This is a genomic window from Candidatus Zixiibacteriota bacterium (genome assembly GCA_040756055.1).
Classification (GTDB): Bacteria; Zixibacteria; MSB-5A5; order GN15; family FEB-12.
The window spans coordinates 122517-141574 of record JBFLZR010000005.1; the positions used below are offsets into that span (position 1 = coordinate 122517).

General features: G+C 51.1%; 17 protein-coding genes and 1 pseudogene. 8 read left to right on the forward strand and 10 right to left on the reverse strand.

Translation table 11 applies throughout. From position 1 onward, the window contains the following. Positions 1-74: 74 nt before the first annotated feature. Positions 75-1154, reverse strand: a complete 1080-nt coding sequence (locus AB1483_10455; protein ID MEW6412878.1) for a GGDEF domain-containing protein — start codon at positions 1152-1154, stop codon at positions 75-77. Positions 1155-1470: 316 nt separating this feature from the next. On the opposite strand from AB1483_10455, the gene AB1483_10460 reads away from it, so the two are divergent. After that, the gene (locus tag AB1483_10460) at positions 1471-1932 is read left to right on the forward strand and encodes a nuclear transport factor 2 family protein (GenBank protein MEW6412879.1); all 462 of its coding nucleotides are present in this window, start codon (positions 1471-1473) and stop codon (positions 1930-1932) included. A 12-nt stretch (positions 1933-1944) separates the two neighbouring features. Here AB1483_10460 and AB1483_10465 read toward each other — a convergent pair whose 3' ends face one another. The 3 genes and pseudogenes from AB1483_10465 to AB1483_10475 all read right to left on the reverse strand — a co-directional run bounded on the left by AB1483_10465 (position 1945) and on the right by AB1483_10475 (position 3852). Further along, positions 1945-3255: an aminotransferase class I/II-fold pyridoxal phosphate-dependent enzyme gene (locus tag AB1483_10465; protein ID MEW6412880.1), complete on the reverse strand. Its 1311-nt coding sequence runs from the start codon at positions 3253-3255 to the stop codon at positions 1945-1947. 119 nt (positions 3256-3374) lie between these two features. Then, positions 3375-3638 (reverse strand): cytochrome b5 domain-containing protein, encoded by a 264-nt coding sequence (locus tag AB1483_10470; protein ID MEW6412881.1) that lies wholly within the window; start codon positions 3636-3638, stop codon positions 3375-3377. Between the two features lie 8 nt (positions 3639-3646). Next, positions 3647-3852, reverse strand: a pseudogene (locus AB1483_10475) (DNA protection protein DPS). 263 nt (positions 3853-4115) lie between these two features. Between AB1483_10475 and AB1483_10480 the strand changes: the two are divergent. Further along, entirely contained in the window at positions 4116-4400 is a 285-nt protein-coding gene (locus tag AB1483_10480) for a GYD domain-containing protein (protein ID MEW6412882.1), read from the forward strand. Between the two features lie 83 nt (positions 4401-4483). Here AB1483_10480 and AB1483_10485 read toward each other — a convergent pair whose 3' ends face one another. After that, positions 4484-6970: an FG-GAP-like repeat-containing protein gene (locus AB1483_10485; protein MEW6412883.1), complete on the reverse strand. Its 2487-nt coding sequence runs from the start codon at positions 6968-6970 to the stop codon at positions 4484-4486. A 259-nt stretch (positions 6971-7229) separates the two neighbouring features. Here AB1483_10485 and AB1483_10490 point away from each other — a divergent pair, with 259 nt between their 5' ends. The 4 genes from AB1483_10490 to AB1483_10505 all read left to right on the forward strand — a co-directional run bounded on the left by AB1483_10490 (position 7230) and on the right by AB1483_10505 (position 11882). Beyond that, on the forward strand, positions 7230-7529 hold the full coding sequence (locus AB1483_10490) for a GYD domain-containing protein (protein ID MEW6412884.1): 300 nt from the start codon (positions 7230-7232) through the stop codon (positions 7527-7529). Between the two features lie 357 nt (positions 7530-7886). After that, entirely contained in the window at positions 7887-9743 is a 1857-nt protein-coding gene (locus AB1483_10495; GenBank protein MEW6412885.1) for a C1 family peptidase, read from the forward strand. A 180-nt stretch (positions 9744-9923) separates the two neighbouring features. Further along, on the forward strand, positions 9924-10871 hold the full coding sequence (locus tag AB1483_10500) for a Gfo/Idh/MocA family oxidoreductase (GenBank protein MEW6412886.1): 948 nt from the start codon (positions 9924-9926) through the stop codon (positions 10869-10871). Between the two features lie 45 nt (positions 10872-10916). Then, positions 10917-11882 carry an HD-GYP domain-containing protein gene (locus AB1483_10505; GenBank protein MEW6412887.1) on the forward strand — a complete coding sequence of 322 codons (966 nt, stop codon included), beginning with the start codon at positions 10917-10919 and terminating at the stop codon, positions 11880-11882. On the opposite strand, the gene AB1483_10510 is transcribed toward AB1483_10505, so the two are convergent. From AB1483_10510 to AB1483_10520, 3 genes are read right to left on the reverse strand one after another with little or no spacing between them, the layout of a single operon-like run. Next, complete coding sequence (locus AB1483_10510; protein MEW6412888.1) at positions 11879-12319, reverse strand: CoA-binding protein; 441 nt, start codon at positions 12317-12319, stop codon at positions 11879-11881. The genes AB1483_10505 and AB1483_10510 overlap by 4 nt on opposite strands. 22 nt (positions 12320-12341) lie before the next feature. Continuing rightward, a complete protein-coding gene (locus AB1483_10515) occupies positions 12342-12866 on the reverse strand; it encodes a hypothetical protein (GenBank protein ID MEW6412889.1) in 525 nt (174 codons plus the stop codon). Then, the gene (locus AB1483_10520) at positions 12857-13438 is read right to left on the reverse strand and encodes a sigma-70 family RNA polymerase sigma factor (protein MEW6412890.1); all 582 of its coding nucleotides are present in this window, start codon (positions 13436-13438) and stop codon (positions 12857-12859) included. Before AB1483_10520 ends, AB1483_10515 begins: the two co-directional genes overlap by 10 nt. 129 nt (positions 13439-13567) lie before the next feature. On the opposite strand from AB1483_10520, the gene AB1483_10525 reads away from it, so the two are divergent. Further along, positions 13568-13924 carry a DUF6249 domain-containing protein gene (locus tag AB1483_10525; protein ID MEW6412891.1) on the forward strand — a complete coding sequence of 119 codons (357 nt, stop codon included), beginning with the start codon at positions 13568-13570 and terminating at the stop codon, positions 13922-13924. Positions 13925-14005: 81 nt separating this feature from the next. On the opposite strand, the gene AB1483_10530 is transcribed toward AB1483_10525, so the two are convergent. Then, positions 14006-16126 (reverse strand): S9 family peptidase, encoded by a 2121-nt coding sequence (locus tag AB1483_10530; GenBank protein ID MEW6412892.1) that lies wholly within the window; start codon positions 16124-16126, stop codon positions 14006-14008. A 241-nt stretch (positions 16127-16367) separates the two neighbouring features. On the opposite strand from AB1483_10530, the gene fusA reads away from it, so the two are divergent. Further along, positions 16368-18452 (forward strand): elongation factor G, encoded by a 2085-nt coding sequence (fusA, locus tag AB1483_10535; protein MEW6412893.1) that lies wholly within the window; start codon positions 16368-16370, stop codon positions 18450-18452. Between the two features lie 103 nt (positions 18453-18555). Here fusA and AB1483_10540 read toward each other — a convergent pair whose 3' ends face one another. Continuing rightward, a complete protein-coding gene (locus tag AB1483_10540) occupies positions 18556-19020 on the reverse strand; it encodes a DUF2914 domain-containing protein (protein MEW6412894.1) in 465 nt (154 codons plus the stop codon). Positions 19021-19058: the final 38 nt, after the last annotated feature.

A 19058-nucleotide genomic window follows, 5' to 3' on the forward strand; every position in this document is an offset into this window, starting at 1 on the left:
TGATTATTAAATCGGCCAATTTCGCTTAAACCTTGAGTCCGTCATGAGGCTCGGCGTTTTCGAATTGCTGAGGGTCAAACATGCTCTGCCATAACGTGTTGACCGGATGACCGCTTCGCCTCGTACATCAGCTTGTCGGCCCGCTTGATTAGACTATCCATATCCAAATGCTTGTCAGGGCCGGTCTGAACAATGCCAAAACTAACAGTGACGCTCCTGAATTCCTTCGTAAACTCACTCATGACGCGTTGACAGTAGATCTTCGCCTGAGCAACAATGGAATCTGGAAGAATCACGCAGAACTCGTCGCCGCCATACCGGCAGGCGATATCCGACTCCCTCGATACCCCCATCAGTATCCACCCTAGCCGCTTGAGTACCTCATCTCCCTCATAATGTCCTAATTCATCATTCACATATTTGAAATCGTCCACATCCATATATACCAGACAAAGAGGACTGTTGTTGCGAATTGCCAGCGCCAGATACCTCCTCAGATATTCCGTGAATGCCCGGTGATTATAAAGACCGGTCAGACTGTCTCTTCGCGACAGCTCTTCCAGCTGACGAGTCCTCAACGATACTTTCTCCTCGAGCGTTCGGGCGTAGTGCTCCACCTCTTGCTTTGCTTCGTCGATCTCCGCGATGAGACCGTAGAAGTAGGTATCGAGAACAAAGAGACTGTCCAGCGACAACAGAGCGTCGAGAGCGTTCCACGTGCTTAGCCCCGATTCATGAGGTCTGATTTGCTGAGCCACATGGCGACGAAGAATATCGCGAAGTCCTTTCATCGCCGACAGGTACAGCTTGGGGGTAATTCCCGAGCGCTGATGCATCAGACCGATATGCACCCGATTATATACATATTCCCGGTCGTACTTTCCGCTGAACAAGTCCAGGAGATATTGTTCCATCCGGTCGTGTAAGCGCTGAAACATATCAACATTCAGACCGAACCCGGCTATCGCATTCTTCGCGGCAATCTGAGAAAAAAAAGCTACAATTATGTCGTATATTACCGGCTCAATCAGCTTACCGGCGTTGATCAAAAGGGGGATATGATCTCGCTGAAGACCTACGAGATCCTTGCGCTGTTCGATCTCCCTGTCATCGATCCCCATGCGATCGATCAGGGCCTGGTCGACCTTATTCATCCTGGTGCATCCCACGTTGCTACGGGCAGCGATCCAAGTCTCTGTCTATCCGCGGGTTTCAAAGAAGATACCCACACGATAGCATCCACAGTTGGCTGCCCTTTTCTCACAGTTGTCCGGCACAATATATATCTTACTATTTCGGTAGGATTTTCGTAATCTTTACCCGTTTGCCACAATGACCATCCGATTCGCCAAATGAAAAAAGAACGGGGTCCAAACCCAATGCTGCGCCGGTGGCTTGTCGGACCATTCCGGCATCCAACTCCTGTTTAAGCGCGCTCGTATGTTGTTCACAAGCAACAAAGGAGTACTTATGAAAACATTAGCCTTAGCGGCAATCGGCTTTTTGGTTCTGGTAGGATGTGCCGCCCAAAATGACATTGTAAAAGAAACTCAATCCCTAATGCAGACTGATCGCGATTTCTCCGCCGTTTCCGAGAGCTTGGGGATGTACGCCGCCTTCGAACAGTACATGGCCGACAGCGCCACCGTACTGACCGATGGTTCACACCCCCTTACCGGACATGACGAAATCATGAAAATGCATTCCCCGACCGACAGCGCCCGACTTACCTGGGAACCGATTTTTGCCAGGATCGCGGAGTCCGCAGACCTCGGCTATACTATCGGGCATTATGATTACTCAACCATGGACTCGGCCGGCAATGATATCAATATGGAGGGATATTACGTGACCATCTGGGAACGCCAACCCGATGGTAGCTGGAAATACGTTTTCGATACGGGTACGCAGGGAGTACCACCGCAACAATAATACAGCGTTCGGTCAATTTCGAAGCCAGTCCACTAAGATATCAGTGGCCTCGAGCATTTTGTGGCACCACTTTTTGGTGAAGTCCTGCGGCAGCGGTTTATCAAGTGGCAGGGTCTCACTGGCTGCCAAAGCCCGAGCGCCGTCAAAATCAACATATGCCAGACGCGCCGTAAATTCCTCGACGGGTCGCTCGAATGCGGAGCCAGGGAGAATGGCCACCCCGGTATCGCTCAACAAGCGCTCACACATCTGCACGCCATTATATATTCCCCGGGAGGCAAATTTGTCCTTTAAGGCACCGAGATCCAGAAACAGGTAAAAGGCCCCCTCCGGAGCGTGAATGCGAGCGCCCGCCTCAACCAGTCTGCCGCATATCTGGTTACCCAGAGCCGCGAGAATCCGACGCGCATGCCATAGATATCGCTCAATTGTGACGCCGCCGCTGAAGGCTCGCACGGCGGCATATTGTATTGGCGTTGATACCGAAGTATAAGTTTCCGACGCCACCGAAGCCATAGTCTCCAGCAGCCAGTCCAGTTCGGCCGGAAAAGCGAAAGTCCCCAGCCTCCAGCCGCCCGCTCCGCACCATTTTGAAAGGCCGGAACTGATTATGGTTCCCTCCGGATAGTACCTGGCCACAGAAACATGAACTCCCTCGTGATGCAGCTGTCCATAAATCTCATCCGATAACAGAATGACCTCGAATTCTCGAGCGACTCCCGCGAGATCTTTCAGCTCTGTCGAAGTATAGGTGCATCCATCGGGATTACCGGGGTAATTCAGTATAAGAATCCGAGGACGATACCTGTCCCCCTGGCTTCCGCAGTGCTGGCGGAGTCGTTCGGCTGTAATGTGCCACTTTTCTTTGAAGGTCGTGTGAATCAGGCTGACCTTACGGCCCAAAATCTGCGCCTGCGGTACGTATGAAACCCAGCATGGTGTCGGGAGCAGAAGTTCCCCATAGTAAACCAGTTGAAGGAGAAACATTAGTTCCTTGGAACCCGGACCGATCAGGACATTTTCCCTGTCGGCATGCACTCCATCCTTACGACGATGAAATTCCGCTACGGCCCGTCGCAATTCGGGGTGTCCCTTGGCGGGTAGATAGTGCTTTTCGTGGGCGTTTGCCTTCAGAGCGTCCACCACGACTGTGGGTACGGGAAACGGAGACTGCCCCAAACCCAGACGATAGACCGTCCTCCCCTCCGATTGCAGTTCGCGGCTGCGGTCATTGATGGCCAGTGTTGCCGACTGCTTTAGCCCCCGAACATCCAGATTGAGACTTACCCGTTTGCTAAGATTCAGAGCTGACCTTTCCGACATCGGTTTCCCTGAATTCATCATAGCCCCGCTAATAGAGTTACGCAATAAAAAAAGCGAAAATCACAAAGCCGCCTTTCCGGAGTCATCTCAAGGCGCCCACGAAAAGACCGTTCGAGTTATTACCCTATCGTCGTCTGGTTATCCCGCTCATCGTCAGTCAACTTGCCCACGAGGGGAAAACGCAAAAGCAAGTCCATCACGTGAGGGGCATTCTGCATTGCCTCGGTCAGATCTTCACCGGCACTGTGAATTGCCCAGTGACGCCCCTCACGCCAGTGATAGCTGGCTGTGACATCATATACTCGGCCCTTAAAAGCCACATACGATGGCGCGCCGTTTCGGCCGTTGTATCGGCGCAACTCGGCCAAACTGATTTTCTTCAATTTCCGTCCTATCGCATGAATTTGGAGACAAACGCCGAAGTCTCATCACGTCGCATGAAATACCGCGACGATCCTTCGCCAGAAACTCGGAAAATCACGACTTGTGCTCTGCCTCTTCGTGAAGAATCGCCAAGGATAGATCATAGGTGCCATAATACTTCCCGGCAGTCATGTTACGGATTGCCGCATATCCTCGGGCCGCGCAGGGTTCCGCCTCCGCCAGCGCCTTAAACATAGCCTTTCCGTCAGTCGGATCCTTTCTTGTAAAATTGCGGTTTGCGGATTGAAAGCCGCGATGCCCCGCGTTTTTCCCTCTGCGCCGCGTGCGACAAGTTGCCCTTTATTACTATTAACAACATTGAATGACAAATGCGGGTTCCTGCGCGCCCGCAACGGCAAAGCTCCAATAAATCATTGCTTTATTGTGGAAGTTGATGCATTCTGAGAATAGACCATATCCCTGCGGAAGGAGGCTATATGGCGTCATTCATTATGGCCATGACGATTAATCCCAGCGCCAAGAAGATGCATCCCGACCTCTCGCATCAGATTAACGAATCCCTTGAACTCTTCACTCAAAATAAAGTCAGAGTAGTCAACCTGTACGCCACCCTTGGAAGGTATGACTACCTGGCAATCTTTGAGGCCGATGACCAGTCCAAAGCGTTCAAGGTTGCGGCGGAAATAAATATCAGAGGTGTGCTGGAGACTGAAACATGGCCGGTGGTTCCGTACGAAGACTTCTCACAGATACTGAAATGAATGCGAACCGAACGGCCCGCAGAAACAATCAAGGCGGGGGCATGGCAGTGCTGCTGCTTTGCCCCCCGCTGAAGTAATCGCTCCTATTTCAGCAATATCATCTTTCGTGTTTGCACAAAGTCGTCGGTCTTGAGCCGGTAGAGATAGACTCCCGTGGCCACCTTATTCCCATCATCATCGTTGCCGTCCCAAACGGCAGAATACGTCCCGGCGGACTGTTCGGTGTTTATCAACCGGGTCACCTTCCGTCCCAGCAGATTGTAAATGTCGAGTTCCACATGCGACCGATTCTTCAGCGAATACTTGATAGTTGTAGCCGGATTGAAAGGATTCGGGTAGTTCTGTCCGAGTTGAAAACGGCCCGGTAGCTCGCCGGCGCTCTGTGGCTCCGACACATCCACCGGGAGTGGCTCCAAAAGATTCATCAGCAGCGAAACGCGATCGGCCCCGTTGGCGGCAACGGCCAGGTCAGTATCGCCGTCGCCATCGATATCCGCGGCAAAAGCGTTGTGGGGATCGCTTCCGACGCTGTAATCGTATTCCTTCGTAAACGTCCCATCGCCGTTATTCTTCATCAGCGTCACATTGTGACCGTGCCGGTTCATTACCGCGATATCCTTGTAATCATCGCCATCAAAATCCGCGGCCACAGCCGAGTATGGCGTCCAGCCGGCCCAGTATCTCGTACCACTGTCAAAGGTCCCTGTACCGTCATTTATGAATACCTTCACGGTGAATTGGTAGAGCTCCGAAACAATCATATCCAGGTCGCCGTCATTGTCCAGGTCGGCCAGCTCAATTGAATTCGGCTCAGTGGCGGTCACGTAATCGGGGGAGCCCACGAAGGTCCCATCGCCATTATTCATCGCAAACGAGACAATGCCGTATCCGTATATGGCGACTGCCATGTCGATATCGCCATCATCATCCAGATCACCAACATTTACCACCCAGGGATAGACACCCGTTTCTCCCAGGGTTTCACCAAACTGGAATGTCCCGTCGCCATTATTCAATAATACCATCAAGGTGGTATCGTTAGCATTGCTGACCAGCAGATCAGGGCCATTGACGCCGTCAAAATCCGCCGATACGATTGACCATGGGTCGATTCCGACTTCGTAAGCCGAACCTCGCGACAGGCCCCCAGCACCGTTGTTCAGATACACTATGACGCTGTCGTCAGTATAATTTGTTATCGCAAAATCGATATCATCGTCCCCGTCGAAATCGCCGTACGTCAAAAGACCGGCGTCGTCGGTATAGTCCCCCACCTTGTAATTGACCGCGCTCTGGTAGGTACTGTCTCCGAGGTTTATTATGATGGACAATTCGCCGTACGAGAAGCTCGAGGCGGCAATGTCCAGAATCTCATCCCCGTTGACGTCAACGCACACAACTCCCACGGTGCCGTCGCCGGCGGGGCAATTGGTCAGCGAAAGAAAAGTACCATCCCCCCGGTTAAAGGCGGTGGAGATATTGTTGGCGTTACCGTTGCAAATTATTACATCCAGCCAACCGTCCTCATCGAGGTCCATCGTGGTCACCGCCTGTGGATAAAGAAGCGAATAGTTCCCCCCATAGCGCACAAGGGGAGAAAACGTTCCTCCACCCTGGTTGAGATGCACTCCGAAACTGTACGAGTATTCAGTCAGAACGATATCCTCGAGCCCATCGTTGTCGATATCCGCCAGATGAATCCGGTCAGGGCTGGACCCGTGGGAATAGGTGCTGGGATAAACTACCGGAGCGCCCGAAAACGCTCCTGACCCGTTGTTGGCCATAAGGCACACGTAGTTGAGAGCGTAAATTATGAGGTCCGTATCCCCGTCCTCATCATAATCGAAAGGCAACATCGCCCCCGGATGGTAAGAACCCGGCGCATAGTCGGTCCGGGCGAAAGTGGAATCGCCGTTGTTAAGAAGAATCGAAAAGTCATAATCCAGCCCGCTGATCAAAGCAAGGTCATTTAGATTGTCCCCGTTGAAATCAGCGGTACATAACCCCGTGACCTGCCTTCCAACTGAGTGGAACGTTATATGCGGAAAGGCGCCTGTACCGTCATTCCACAGCACACCCACATTGTTTGCCTCGTGATTACCGCTGGCCAGGTCAATCCAGCCATTGTTGTCCAGATCGACAGCTACAAGGTCATAGGCCTGATTTATCGGTCCGTAACTGGCCGATTCGCTCAGATTCCCCTCGCCATCGTTTTCCATTATGACAATCCGGTTCTCACCGCGCAAAGACACCGCTACCTCAATATCACCATCGTTGTCGAAATCGGCGGCTTCCGCCGAAAAGAGATACTGCCCCACCACATATCTGTCCCCGGGGCCGATAGTGCCGTCACCATAGTTGAAATGAACTGCAAAACTGCTGTCATAATTATCATAGTTGGTGACAATAATGTCCTCCAAGCCATCCCCATCAAGATCCGCTAAAATAACCTGATATGGCTGCGTCAGAGTGTGGTAAGAAAGCTCGGTAGTGAATTGTTGTTCAAAGGCCCAGATGGAAGGAGACAGGGCCATGATCAAAACGAGTAGAAACGCCTTGGAAAGTCGCATGTGTACCCCATGTTGTTAAGTTGCAGTCGTGTTGTATGGATAAATATAGATATTTTGTCCTGTTTGTCAAAATCTTAGCGCTTCTTTTTAGAAAATTCTAAGCAGCTATGTGTCTGGTCACATACGCATGTGTCTCAGATGTGAACATATGAATTTCCGCAGTGTCGCCTGTGTGCTTAATCTTTCGATATTTCCCGAGACTGTGCGTATTGTTTGCAAAGAGAGTTCTCTCCAATATTATTCAAGCAGGAGGTTTGAGGTGGCTACCTTTATGCTCATGACAAAGCTCTCCCCCGATATCACAGCTAAGATGAAAGACAGAGCAAAAATCGGGCGCGCCTGGCTGGACAAAGTCAAGGAGAAGTGCCCCGAAGTGAAGTTCCTGGCTCACTATGGTCTACTCGGACCATTTGATTTCGTGGATATCTATGAGGCTCCCAATGCCGAGACGGCGGCCAAAGTCTCCATGATCAGCCTCGCCAATGGAGCGCTACAGGCGGAAAGCTGGATGGCGATTCCGTACAAGACTATCGTGGATTTGGCCGCGGAGATCGAATAGTAGGCCGAGGGCCATAACCGGCTGTTAAATAACGAGATAAAGAAGCGTGTGGCGGGGAGCCATCCGAGTTTTGCTTTGACAAAAAGCTTTTCTTTGCTTAAATTATATGACATAGACTCAAGTACCCACGGGAGAACAGCGTCATACTCAGAACCTCACAAAAGTTATATTCGCGTAAGACATTACTATTAGGTGCGAGCCCGCTCAGTTGATAAAATGATTCAGAGTTTTTGACGATACAAGCAGTAAGCCGTAATTTCATAAATAGCGATAGTGGATTAAAGCGCAAACGAGAATAGCAGATTTAGCATAACCTCAGGGAAAGTCTCAGGCCTTGGGGGATGAAAGGAAATTCGCATGTTACTACCGTCGGCACCATCAGACAAAAACAAAACACCTCTTTCACTGCTCACCATTGCCATCCTGTTACTGATTTTTCTCATTGCTCCGGCCATACAGGCACAATTGACCCAGGAGGATATTGACGCGCTCCGCGAGCGAGGCAAAGAGGAAGGCTGGACTTTTACGGTCGGTCTGTGCGAGGCTAACACCAAATACTCTCTTGAAGAACTCTGTGGCTTCAACAGGCCGGATAACTGGTACGACATGGCCCCGCATACAACCTTTACTTCTCTTTCGACCATGGCCGCTCCGACATTATGGGATTGGCGCGAATACGATGGCGTTTCCGCTATAAAGAATCAGGGCAACTGCGGAAGTTGCTGGGCGTTTGGGACTCTGGCACCACTTGAGTGTGCCATCAAAATCCGTGATGGCATTTCCGTTGACTTAGCCGAACAGTGGCTGCTAAGCTGCAACAAGGATGGCTGGGACTGCGATGGTGGCTTTTTTGCCCATGATTATCTCGTGAGCAAAAATGACCTGTGCCGCCAGACCGGTGCCGTTATGGAAAGCGACTTTCCGTATGCCGCGACCGAACTACCGTGCGAGTGCCCCTATGAACGCCATTACTGGATAGACAGCTGGGCTTATATCGGCAACAGCTATACCGTGCCGGCCACCGAAGATATCAAACAGGCCGTTATGACCTACGGCCCGGTCTCGGTGGGCGTATTCGTTAACGACGCCTGGTACGGCTATTCGGGAGGAATCTTCAACGCCTGCGAAGTCGGCAACACCAATCACGCTGTCGCGATAGTTGGATGGGACGACAATTTTCAGGGTTCCGGAGTGGGCGTGTGGATCGTCAAGAATTCCTGGGGTGCCGATTGGGGCGATGATGGTTTTATCTACATGCCTTATGGGTGCTCGCTGATAGGCGAAGGCGCTTGTTACATCGAATTCGATCTCCCCGGATTCTTCTTCTGGGCCGATACAACCTTCGGTTGGGCTCCGGTCGATGTCAATTTCGAGGCCTACTCCCCCCTCACCGTCGATAGCTGGCACTGGGATTTCGGTGACGGAACAACCGCCGATGTTCAGATTCCCCCTACCCACACATATACCGAAAACGGCTCCTATGATGTGTCGCTTCAGGCGGTCATCGGAGGCGAGACTCGAACCATTACCAAGCCGGTGTATGTGATCGCGGTGGCCGATACCATTCGCGGCGACAACGTAACAACTGACCCGGATACAGATGTGGAATTTGTCGTCTACGCCAATAATTCCGCGCCCATCCAGTATCTCAAAATACCGGTAGAATTCGGTAACACTTTTGGAATGACATATGACTCGTTCTCTACGGCCGGGTGCCGCACGGACTACTTCTATAGGCAGGATTATCTCCATTACGATATCTGGTTTGGCAAGCGCCTGACACTGCGTCTTCAGACCGATCCGACTGCCGAACCCGACCTAGCTCCCGGTGAGGGCCCTATCGTTAAGCTGTACTTCTCTGTGCCATCCACCGCCCCCATTGGCTCTTTGGCCACTATCCAGCTCGATGGTTACGACATTTATTTGCCCGCCTACTACGGCGAGTATGCCGACTACCAAGTACCTGCCTACAATGGCACTGTCACGGTAGGGGCAGCGGGATGTTGCGCGACCGTTGGCGACATCAATCACGACGGCAGCATTGACCCGCTCGATGTCACCTATTTCGTTGACTGGATATGGAAAGGCGGTGCGGACATACCGTGTCTTGACGAAGCCGATTCCAACGGCGATAGTGAAGTCGATCCGCTCGATTTGACCTATCTCGTCGCCTACATCTGGCAGAGCGGTCCGCCTCCAGTTGGTTGTCCGTAGATACTCTGAGCACTGGCTCAGTATGGGATTCGGTGCTCCTCCCGCATAAGCTGTACTCCGGCTTGACCGTCAAGCCGGAGTCATTTTTTATTGTGTATAGGCTAAACCCCTGTTATTTTGTAAAATCTTTATGACCAGCGATAACAGTGACTGAATCTAAGAAAGGCTTAAGGATTTCGTATGAGTAAGAATTTTGCGCTGACCGGGGCTTCGGGATATATCGCGCCGCGGCATCTAAGAGCCATAAAGGAAACCGGCAATAGACTAATCGCCGCCCTTGACCCCCATGACTCGGCGGGTGTTATCGATGGCTATTTCGACGATGCTGTTTTTTTCACCGAATTTGAACGTTTTGACAGGCATATCGAGAAACTACGCCGACTCAACGGCGTTAACTCTATTGACTATGTCAGCATCTGCTCACCGAACTACCTCCACGACGCCCACGCCCGGTTTGCCCTGAGGATCGGCGCCGATGTCATTTGCGAAAAACCGCTTGTGCTCAATCCATGGAATATCGATGCCCTCGCGGAACTGGAACGCGAAAGCGGCAAAAACATATACACTGTGTTGCAGCTTCGAGTCCACCCATCCTTGATTGCCCTGCACGATAATATCCACAAAGAGAAAATCAAGACCAAGAAAGATATCAACCTCACCTATATAACATCGAGAGGCCCCTGGTATCTGGTTTCGTGGAAAGGGCACCTGGATCGCTCCGGAGGTCTTGCTACCAACATCGGTATCCATTTCTTCGATCTCCTGATGTGGCTCTTCGGAGACGTGGAGAAATCGGAAGTCTATTTGTCAGAACCGACCAAGACCTCGGGGTTTCTCGAGTTAAAAAATGCCAGAGTGAAGTGGTTTCTATCGATTGACAAGAACGACCTCCCCGCGGAGTCGCTGCAGAAAGGTCAGCGCACCTTCAGATCGATCACCATCGATAACGAAGCAATAGAATTCTCGGACGGTTTCACCGACCTGCACACGATCGTCTACCGCGAGACACTCGCCGGTCATGGTTTTGGTCTCGACGACGCCAGGCCATCGATTGAACTGGTGCACGGCATCAGAAACGCGAAGGTTGTACCAATCGGAGATGACGCTCATCCGGCTCTACAGAAATAGCTCCCATTTACGTACAATCTATGGTCCCTGTGAACAGGAATGGTCATGCTGGATACCACTATCGAACAGTTAAAAGACCGGATCAAACAGTCCCGGCTGAAGGAAATTCTCTCCGATGAGCTCAGCAGCCTGCTTTCCGAGAAACCGCCGGGCGTTTCTGTCGATGAGTTTATTACGGCCGCAGCTGTCCTGATCCTCAAAGAACTAAAAGGGGAACTGACATCATCTCAGCCGGGCTCTGCGAATCCCTTCCCCTCGGACATCGACTGCGAGACAATCATTAACGGTCTGCTGATCGGCATGCGGCGGGATATCCTCGAAAGCAACCTTCAAATGGTCAAGGCGCTCGGCTCCGCTATTGCCGAGCGGGATTTTGGCACGAGCGAACACAACCTCCGGGTAACCATCTACGCCATTCACCTCGCCGAACAACTCGATCTGGGAGACAATCAGATTCAAGCCCTGATAAAGGGCTCCTTCCTTCACGATATTGGCAAAATTGGCCTGCGGGACAATACCCTTCTCAAGAAAGGGCAACTATCGGATGACGAATTCGAAACCGTGAAAAAACACGTCCTTCTCGGCACCAGGATCATTCAGGGGGTACGGTGGCTCGAAGACGCCGCCAGTGTCGTACAGTATCATCATGAACGCTGGGATGGCTCAGGATATGTCGAAGGACTGAAGGGTGAGGCCATCCCTCTTGTGGCCCGCATCTTCACGATTGCGGATGTCTTCGATGCCCTCGTTTCAGAACGAACCTACAAGCAGGCACTGCCTATCGACGAGGCCATTCGCGCGATGCACAAGGACAAGGGAAAACGCTTTGACCCGAATTTACTTGACGCCTTCCTGAGAATTTCCCGCGACTCCTACACCGAAGTCGTAAGTATGAACAGGTTCGGGTTGGAAGATACCCTGCTAAAAGCGATCAATCGCTACTTTCACTTCAGCGCGACAGTTGATGAACTCCGGAGCAGCTTCGGGTCAAAAAGCGAGCAACAGGGCTAATATTTCTTAAAAAGCTTCGCCAGAAACCGATGAAACCGATGAATGCCGGTTACCGGCTCGGCATACATCAATATACATTTGTCCCGTACCACCGATATTCCGCTTCTCTGAGCTCGGCTCGCCGCTAACGAAAAATCCGCTCCCTGCTGAAACCAGAGTTTCAACACACCGGCCTTTTCGGCCTGCTCCACCACATCAAGCGCCTTTTCCGGCTTGACCACCACCACGGCTGCGTCCACCTTGCCTCGAAGGTCAGTCAGAGAACCAAAACAGCGGTCACCATCGAATGTCCTGAGATTCGGATTTACGGGATAAACGGAGTACTTGTTTTTCTTCAGGGTCCTGAAGACCGAAGTCCCGAACTTGATGCGGGAAGATGATACTCCCACGACCGCTATGCCTCGAGCATTGAGAAAACTGCGAATGTTGTCATCCATAACGCCTTAAGTATAATCGCGCTCACACGGAAAAGAAATAGGCTTTATCGACTTTATGCTTCGCCAGAATCCTGTCAACCAGTCCCACACCCGCTAGAATCATACCAGCAAAAATCAACAAGTACAAACTCTCTCCAAACCCCAGTATCCATCCTGTCATGCCGCTGAAAGCCGAGGTGTCTGGAAAAACCTTGCCGAAAGAAACTGAACTGAAACCCTGAAGTAACGCTTTAATATCAACGAAGTACCATATTGCCAGTAGACACGATACTGCACCTAAAAGGCTATAGATGATGACCCAGGGGTTGGTTGCGGTTGACGGACTCTCCGAGGCTCTGATCCGGCTCATGATCCGGGCCGCGAAATCGTTCGGCAGAGAAACTTCATCTTCTTTCTTCAAAACTGAATAGAGTCGCCTGTAGTCATTCAGTACGCCCCGGCAGACCTCACAGGACTGCAGATGTTCAAACTCATTTTCGCTCAGTGCGCTTGCCTGCTGGTCCAAATACTTCTGTATCTTTATCTCAGAAAGGTGTTCTATTGACATAAATCCTCCTGGCTATACTTAACCATAAGCCTGTCTTTCAAAAGTTTCCGGGCACGAAAAAGGTGACTTTTGACCGTGCCGTCAGGAAGCCTCGTTATATCGGAAATCTCCTTATACGACAAATCCTCAAGGTGATACAGCGCCAGAATCATCCTATACTGGGCTGGCAACCCAGCAATCTCACTGCGTATTATATCACCCAAAACGGCTGCCTCTGCCTTCTCGTAGGGCGAACTGTCTTCCGATGCCACCCTCTCCATTGGCGACTCATCAGCCATCACATCGTCATAAAGAGGCACTTTTTTCTTCTCCAGATAGTTCACACAGGTGTTGTAGGCAATTGTCGCAATCCAAGTCGACAGTTTGGAATTAAAGCTAAAGGAAGCCAACTTCCGGTAAACCTTCACGAAAACATCCTGACAAACATCCTCCCGGTCCGACCGGTTCTCCACCATGCGAAAGACTATGTGCGCCACCAGCTTCTGGTGTTGCTCAATGATGGCCTGAAAAAGGTCGGTGTCCCCCGCCAGAATGCTGGCGACAAGCTGCCTCGACTCCTCATGATCTTCCATATCTCCTTTATATACGACAGTTATGACCGAAAGATGTTTCAAACTTTGACCGCCATAGCTGAAACAAATGCCTGCCTATGCCTGTCTGATGAAATGAAAGGTAGAATAATCAAACAAAGGAGAATAGACATGTACGATGTTTTGATGGCCGTGGCTGTATTTTCGGGGATAGCTTTGGTTTTCAAGGTTATAGCTGATGCTATGACTCGTAACAAACTGATTAACAAAGGCTTAGTCGACGAAAACGTTAAGTTCCTCTTTTCGAAGGGGTTTATTGACACTCATCCCCTTTCAAACGTGAAGTGGGGCCTCGTTCTGGTCGGACTTGGTTTGGCCCTGCTTATCAAGCAATTTGCCCCGTTCTATATGCGCGATGAAAGCGTGTTGGGGCTGATGTTCTTGTTTGCGGGTATCGCCTTCCTGATCTATTACGGTGTCTCCAAAAACCGAGTAACCGGTGGAAGTGGAAAAGAAAAAGGGTTGTAAGAACAACCCTCTCTTGACATACAGGACCACTCACTACGACCCCTGTCCCCCAACGGCAGGGGTATCTTTTTGCGCCGCGGACTAGTTTTTGATCCCCCATGCGTCCAGAAGGAAGGCATATTCAAAAGCCGTCCGGCGGTATCTGTCATATCGGCCCGATTCCCCGAAATGACCCGCCCCCATGTTTGTCCTCAGCAGCAAACGATTGTTATCAGTCTTAACGGCTCGAAGCTTGGCTGTCCACTTGGCAGGCTCCCAGTACTGCACCCTGGCATCGTTGAGACCCGCCGTCACGAGCATGTTCGGATATTCCTGCGCCTTGACGTTGTCATAGGGAGAATAGGTCATCATATAATCAAAATAGTCTTCTTCATTCGGGTTACCCCATTCCTCGTACTCGATTACCGTCAGCGGAATCGATGGATCCAGCATCGTATTTATAACATCCACGAACGGTACGGCCCCCACCATGGCCTTGAACAAATCAGGACGCATGTTCGCGACAGCGCCGATGAGCAGCCCGCCCGCGCTCACCCCCTCGGCGGCAAGTTTGTCGGGAGAGGTAAGCCCTTGCTCGACCAGATATTCCGCGCAGGCAATGAAATCGCTGAAAGTGTTTCTCTTGTCAAAAAGACGACCCTCTTCATACCAGTAGCGGCCCATTTCAGATCCGCCGCGCACATGGGCAATCGCGTAGATCACTCCTCGATCGAGCAGGCTGATCAACTCCATCTCAAAGTTCGGTTCCGATGTCAATCCGTATGCGCCGTATCCGTAAAGCAGGAGCGGATTGGGTGTGCCCTTTCGAGCGCCCTTCTTATAAACGATGGAAATCGGTACCATCGCCCCGTCCGGCGCCGGGGCAAAAAGCCTCTCCGTTGTGTACTGCGTTTTGTCATATCCCCCGAGCACTTCATACTCTTTTTTAACCTCAAGCGAACGACCAGCCATGTCGTAATCATATACCGCCTTTGGCGAAATCAAAGATGTATACGTAAACCGGACCACGTTGGAGTTATACACCTTGTTCTCATGTTTCCGGAGAGTGTAAACGGTTTCCGGCAACTCTATGAAATGGGATTCCCCCGATTTCAGCTCCAAAACCCGCATCTGTTTCAGACCGTCCTTCCTCTCATAGAGCACGAGGAAATTTGCGAATGCGTCGAGGTCAGCTATCATCACCGAGTCGTTGTGCCCGATAAATTCTTTCCAGTTCTTTTCCTGCGGGTCCTTGACCGGCGCGGTCAACACCTTGAAATTGGGAGCATTCTCATTGGTTCTTATCAAAAACCGGTCGTCCAGATGATACACCATGTACTCAACCCGAGATTTCCGAGGCGATATTAGTTGGAAGTCGCCTTCGGGTTTGTCGGCATCCAGGTACCAAATTTCCGTGGTGGTGTTACTCTCGAGCTTCATCAGCACGTACTCGTCGCTCTTGGTTTTCGACAGATACATCTCGTATGCCAGGTCTTTCTCTTCGTAAATGATGTCATCGTCCCGGTAGTCCGTTCCCAGCCTGTGACGATAGAGACGATAAGGTCTGACGATTTCATCCAAGGTGGTATAAAAGAGAGTCTTGCTGTCGTTGCCCCATTCCAGCGAATAGAACGTGTTCGGTATCTCATCGGGTAGCACCAATCCTGTCTGAAGGTCTTTGAAGTAGATCGTAAAAGCCTCCGCCCCGACAGTATCGACCGAGTAGGCCAGAATTCTTCCGTTGGGGGTAACCTCCCAGGTTCCGACATCAAAGTACGCGTGTCCTTCGGCCAAACGGTTCTCGTCGAGCATGATCTCTTCGCGGGCATCTTTCGAGTCTTTTTTGCGACAGAGGATTGGGTACTGCCTGCCCTCCTCCGTGCGTTCGTAATACCAGTAATTACCGTCCTTTTCCGGGATCGTCTGGTCAGTCTCCTTCAGCCGGGCGAGAAACTCGTTATACAATTTCCGCTGTAAGTCTTCGGTATGTTTCATCATTTGAGCGGTATACTCATTCTCCGCTTCAAGGTAACGCATGACGGCTGGATTGCCCCGCTCCCGAAGCCAGTGATAATTATCCTCAAGCGTTACGCCATGAATTGTCGTGAAATACGGCTCAATTTGGGCTGCCGGAGGCGTGGGCCGTCGCTGCTGAATGCACGACGAGACAACCGGCAGGAAAACAAGAAACACCGCCAGTGGCCGGATTCTGGAAAAGGACATCGAATATCTCCTTAGAGGTCAATTTGTGTTCCTGTAAAGGTAAATGAAGACTCTTCGGCCGTCAATCGGGTATTTCTTTTGGTGCTTTGACACTGTTTTAGGCTGGCGGGGAGATTTTTTGAAGCGGACGGTTATACGGATTGACATTTGCAGCCTATTTTAGTATGATTAAGGCTCGAAATTTTGCCTTTAGCTAATCTAAAGGCCTGTTTTAAATTACCCAAAACCTGGAGGGTTTCCGGTGAAGGAATATACCACCGATAAAATCCATAATATCTGCCTTGCGGGCCAGCGGGGTTGCGGTAAAACCAGCCTCGGCGATGCCATAGCTTTTAACACCGGAGTCAATAATCGCATTGGCAGGGTCGATGATGGCAGCTCGATTCTCGATTACAATAGCGACGAAATCTCCCGGAAAACAACCATAACATCAAAGTTGTTCGCGTGCGAATGGAACAAGCACAAAATAAACCTGCTCGACTGCCCGGGACACACCGATTTCATCGGTGAACTCCAAAGCTCCCTAAAAGTGGCCGAGTCCGTCGGTATCGTTATAAGCGCACTAGCTGGCGTGGAAATTGGCACCCAGATTCACTGGAAGACTATAGAAAAATCGGGCAGCCCTCGCTTCTTTTTTGTCAATAAAATAGAAAATGAAAACGTCAAGTGGCAGACCTGCCTGAATTCAATCAAAGATACTTTCGGCAGCCATGTGGTCGCCGTACAAATTCCTATCGGCGAGGCTCTAACTTTCAAGGGCATCATTGACCTTCTGCACATGAAAGCCTACACCTTCGATGCCAGTGGCAAGAGAGTCGAGTCGGAAATCCCGGCCGACCTCAAAGATCAGGCCCAGGCTGAGCGTGAAGCTCTGGTCGAGATAGCTGCCGAAGCCGACGATTCCCTGATGGAGAAATTCTTCGAAAACGGTACGCTCGATGAAGCCGATGTTGTCAGCGGGCTGCGCAAAGGTATCCTCAATGCTTCCATCTACCCGGTTCTCGTTGGTTCAGCCGCCAATAACATGGGCGTACAAACCCTGCTCGATTTCGCCGTTGAGTACTTGCCGACCCCTGACAAGCTCGGTGCTGTAACCGCCCTCAAGACCGGCACCGAGAACAAACTTGAACTTAATGTCGATGCCTCAGCTAAACCGGTCTGCTTTGTCTACAAAACAGTCTCAGAGGGACACCTTGGTGAAATGCTGTACGCGAAATGTTACTGCGGAACCATCAAGGCAGGCGAAGAACTAAAAAATCAAAACCGTGGCTCTGGCGAACGACTCAACCAGATCAGCGTCCTGCAAGGCAAAAACCGGGTGGAAGTTCCTTTCATCTCAGCCGGTGATATCGGCGTTCTGGTAAAACTGAAAGACACCCACACCGGCGATACCCTTTCCGGCGGTGGTCAAGCGATAACAATTCCCCCGGTGGCGTTCAATGAACCGGTCATGGATGTAGCTATTAAGGCTAAATCCAAAGGTGACGAAGAAAAAATCGCCAACGGCCTGGCCAAGCTCAGAGAAGAAGACCCGACCTTCCGGCTCATCTCCGATGCCGCTCTCAAACAACAGGTACTTTACGGTCAGGGTCCGACCCACATCGATGTACTCGTCGAGAAACTCAAAACTCGTTTCGGTGTTGAAGTCGAACTGGGAAAACCAAAAGTCCCCTACAAAGAAACTGTCAAAGGCAAAGCCGAAAAACAATATCGCCACAAGAAACAATCGGGTGGCCGCGGTCAGTACGGCGATGTTTACATCCGCATCGAGCCGAACAAACGAGGCGCGGGATTCGAATTCCTCGACGAAATCAAGGGTGGTGTTATCCCGAACAAATACATTCCAGCGGTGGAAAAAGGCATCGTTGAGTCAATGCAGCACGGCGGTTTGGCCGGTTCACAGGTGGTTGATGTCAAAGTCGCCTTATATTTCGGTTCGTATCACGATGTTGACTCATCGGATATGGCCTTCAAGATTGCCGGCTCGATGGCCTTCCGCGAAGGCTTCCTCGAAGCCAAACCGGTAATTCTTGAACCGATATTCAACGTTGAAATCGTCGTTCCCGATGAATTCACGGGGGACGTCATGGGTGACATATCCTCCCGACGAGGCAAAATCGCAGGTATGGACCCCGATGGACGTAACCAGATTGTCCGCGCGACCGTACCACAGGCCGAACTCTATCAGTACGCCGTCGACCTCCGCTCGATGACCCAGGGGCAGGGTGTCTATACCCTCTCTTTCTCGCACTACGAAGAGGTCCCGCATGAGGTAGCGCAGAAAATCATCGAGGAAGCCAAACGCGAAAAGGAAGCTGAAGGCTAAAGGATAAAATTCCCCGTAAAATGAAAGAGGTCAGGAGCCTTATGAAGATCCTGACCTTCTTTTATTGGTGTCATTCGCTCAGGTTGACAACCTGATATCTCGACTACAAGCTATCACCCGGCGTTTCAGCCGGCTCTTCAGCCTGCGGCTGCGGCTCAGCGTTGCCGATGCGAAACTTGACAGACTTGAGAATATTACCGTCAGCATCAAGAACTCTAACCTCCCAGGCACCGGTCCACGACGGAAGGATTTGCTTGGAACTCCAGGTTCTCCATGAAGGGCTGTTCACCTTGAGATTGACCGAAGCCACCTCCCTACCCTCCCATGTCCAGACGTGCGTTATCATCGTGGTATCGGTAGCCCCATGACAGTGAGTCCACATATAAACCTGACCGACATTGGGGTCAAAGCTATCGGATTCTCCGACAGGTTGACGGTCCTCCACGCCGCTGCAGATAACTGTCTCAACCTCCGTGAACGGAGTAGATTTCTCCGCTTCCTGGCTCCAAACGAGTTGAGACAATAGGCAAAATGCCAACAAAATGACAAATGACAGGCTAAATTTCACTCAGCCCTCCTTTCGGAAATAAGCCACCTCAAGCGCAA

Excerpts from the sequence above, each read along its gene's own strand:
- AB1483_10455 (MEW6412878.1), bottom strand. The coding sequence starts at position 1,154 with ATGAATAAGGTCGACCAGGCCCTGATCGATCGCATGGGGATCGATGAC.
- AB1483_10460 (MEW6412879.1), top strand. The coding sequence starts at position 1,471 with ATGAAAACATTAGCCTTAGCGGCAATCGGCTTTTTGGTTCTGGTAGGA.
- AB1483_10465 (MEW6412880.1), bottom strand. The coding sequence starts at position 3,255 with ATGTCGGAAAGGTCAGCTCTGAATCTTAGCAAACGGGTAAGTCTCAAT.
- AB1483_10480 (MEW6412882.1), top strand. The coding sequence starts at position 4,116 with ATGGCGTCATTCATTATGGCCATGACGATTAATCCCAGCGCCAAGAAG.
- AB1483_10485 (MEW6412883.1), bottom strand. The coding sequence starts at position 6,970 with ATGCGACTTTCCAAGGCGTTTCTACTCGTTTTGATCATGGCCCTGTCT.
- AB1483_10495 (MEW6412885.1), top strand. The coding sequence starts at position 7,887 with ATGTTACTACCGTCGGCACCATCAGACAAAAACAAAACACCTCTTTCA.
- AB1483_10500 (MEW6412886.1), top strand. The coding sequence starts at position 9,924 with ATGAGTAAGAATTTTGCGCTGACCGGGGCTTCGGGATATATCGCGCCG.
- AB1483_10505 (MEW6412887.1), top strand. The coding sequence starts at position 10,917 with ATGCTGGATACCACTATCGAACAGTTAAAAGACCGGATCAAACAGTCC.
- AB1483_10510 (MEW6412888.1), bottom strand. The coding sequence starts at position 12,319 with ATGGATGACAACATTCGCAGTTTTCTCAATGCTCGAGGCATAGCGGTC.
- AB1483_10515 (MEW6412889.1), bottom strand. The coding sequence starts at position 12,866 with ATGTCAATAGAACACCTTTCTGAGATAAAGATACAGAAGTATTTGGAC.
- AB1483_10520 (MEW6412890.1), bottom strand. The coding sequence starts at position 13,438 with ATGGAAGATCATGAGGAGTCGAGGCAGCTTGTCGCCAGCATTCTGGCG.
- AB1483_10525 (MEW6412891.1), top strand. The coding sequence starts at position 13,568 with ATGTACGATGTTTTGATGGCCGTGGCTGTATTTTCGGGGATAGCTTTG.
- AB1483_10530 (MEW6412892.1), bottom strand. The coding sequence starts at position 16,126 with ATGTCCTTTTCCAGAATCCGGCCACTGGCGGTGTTTCTTGTTTTCCTG.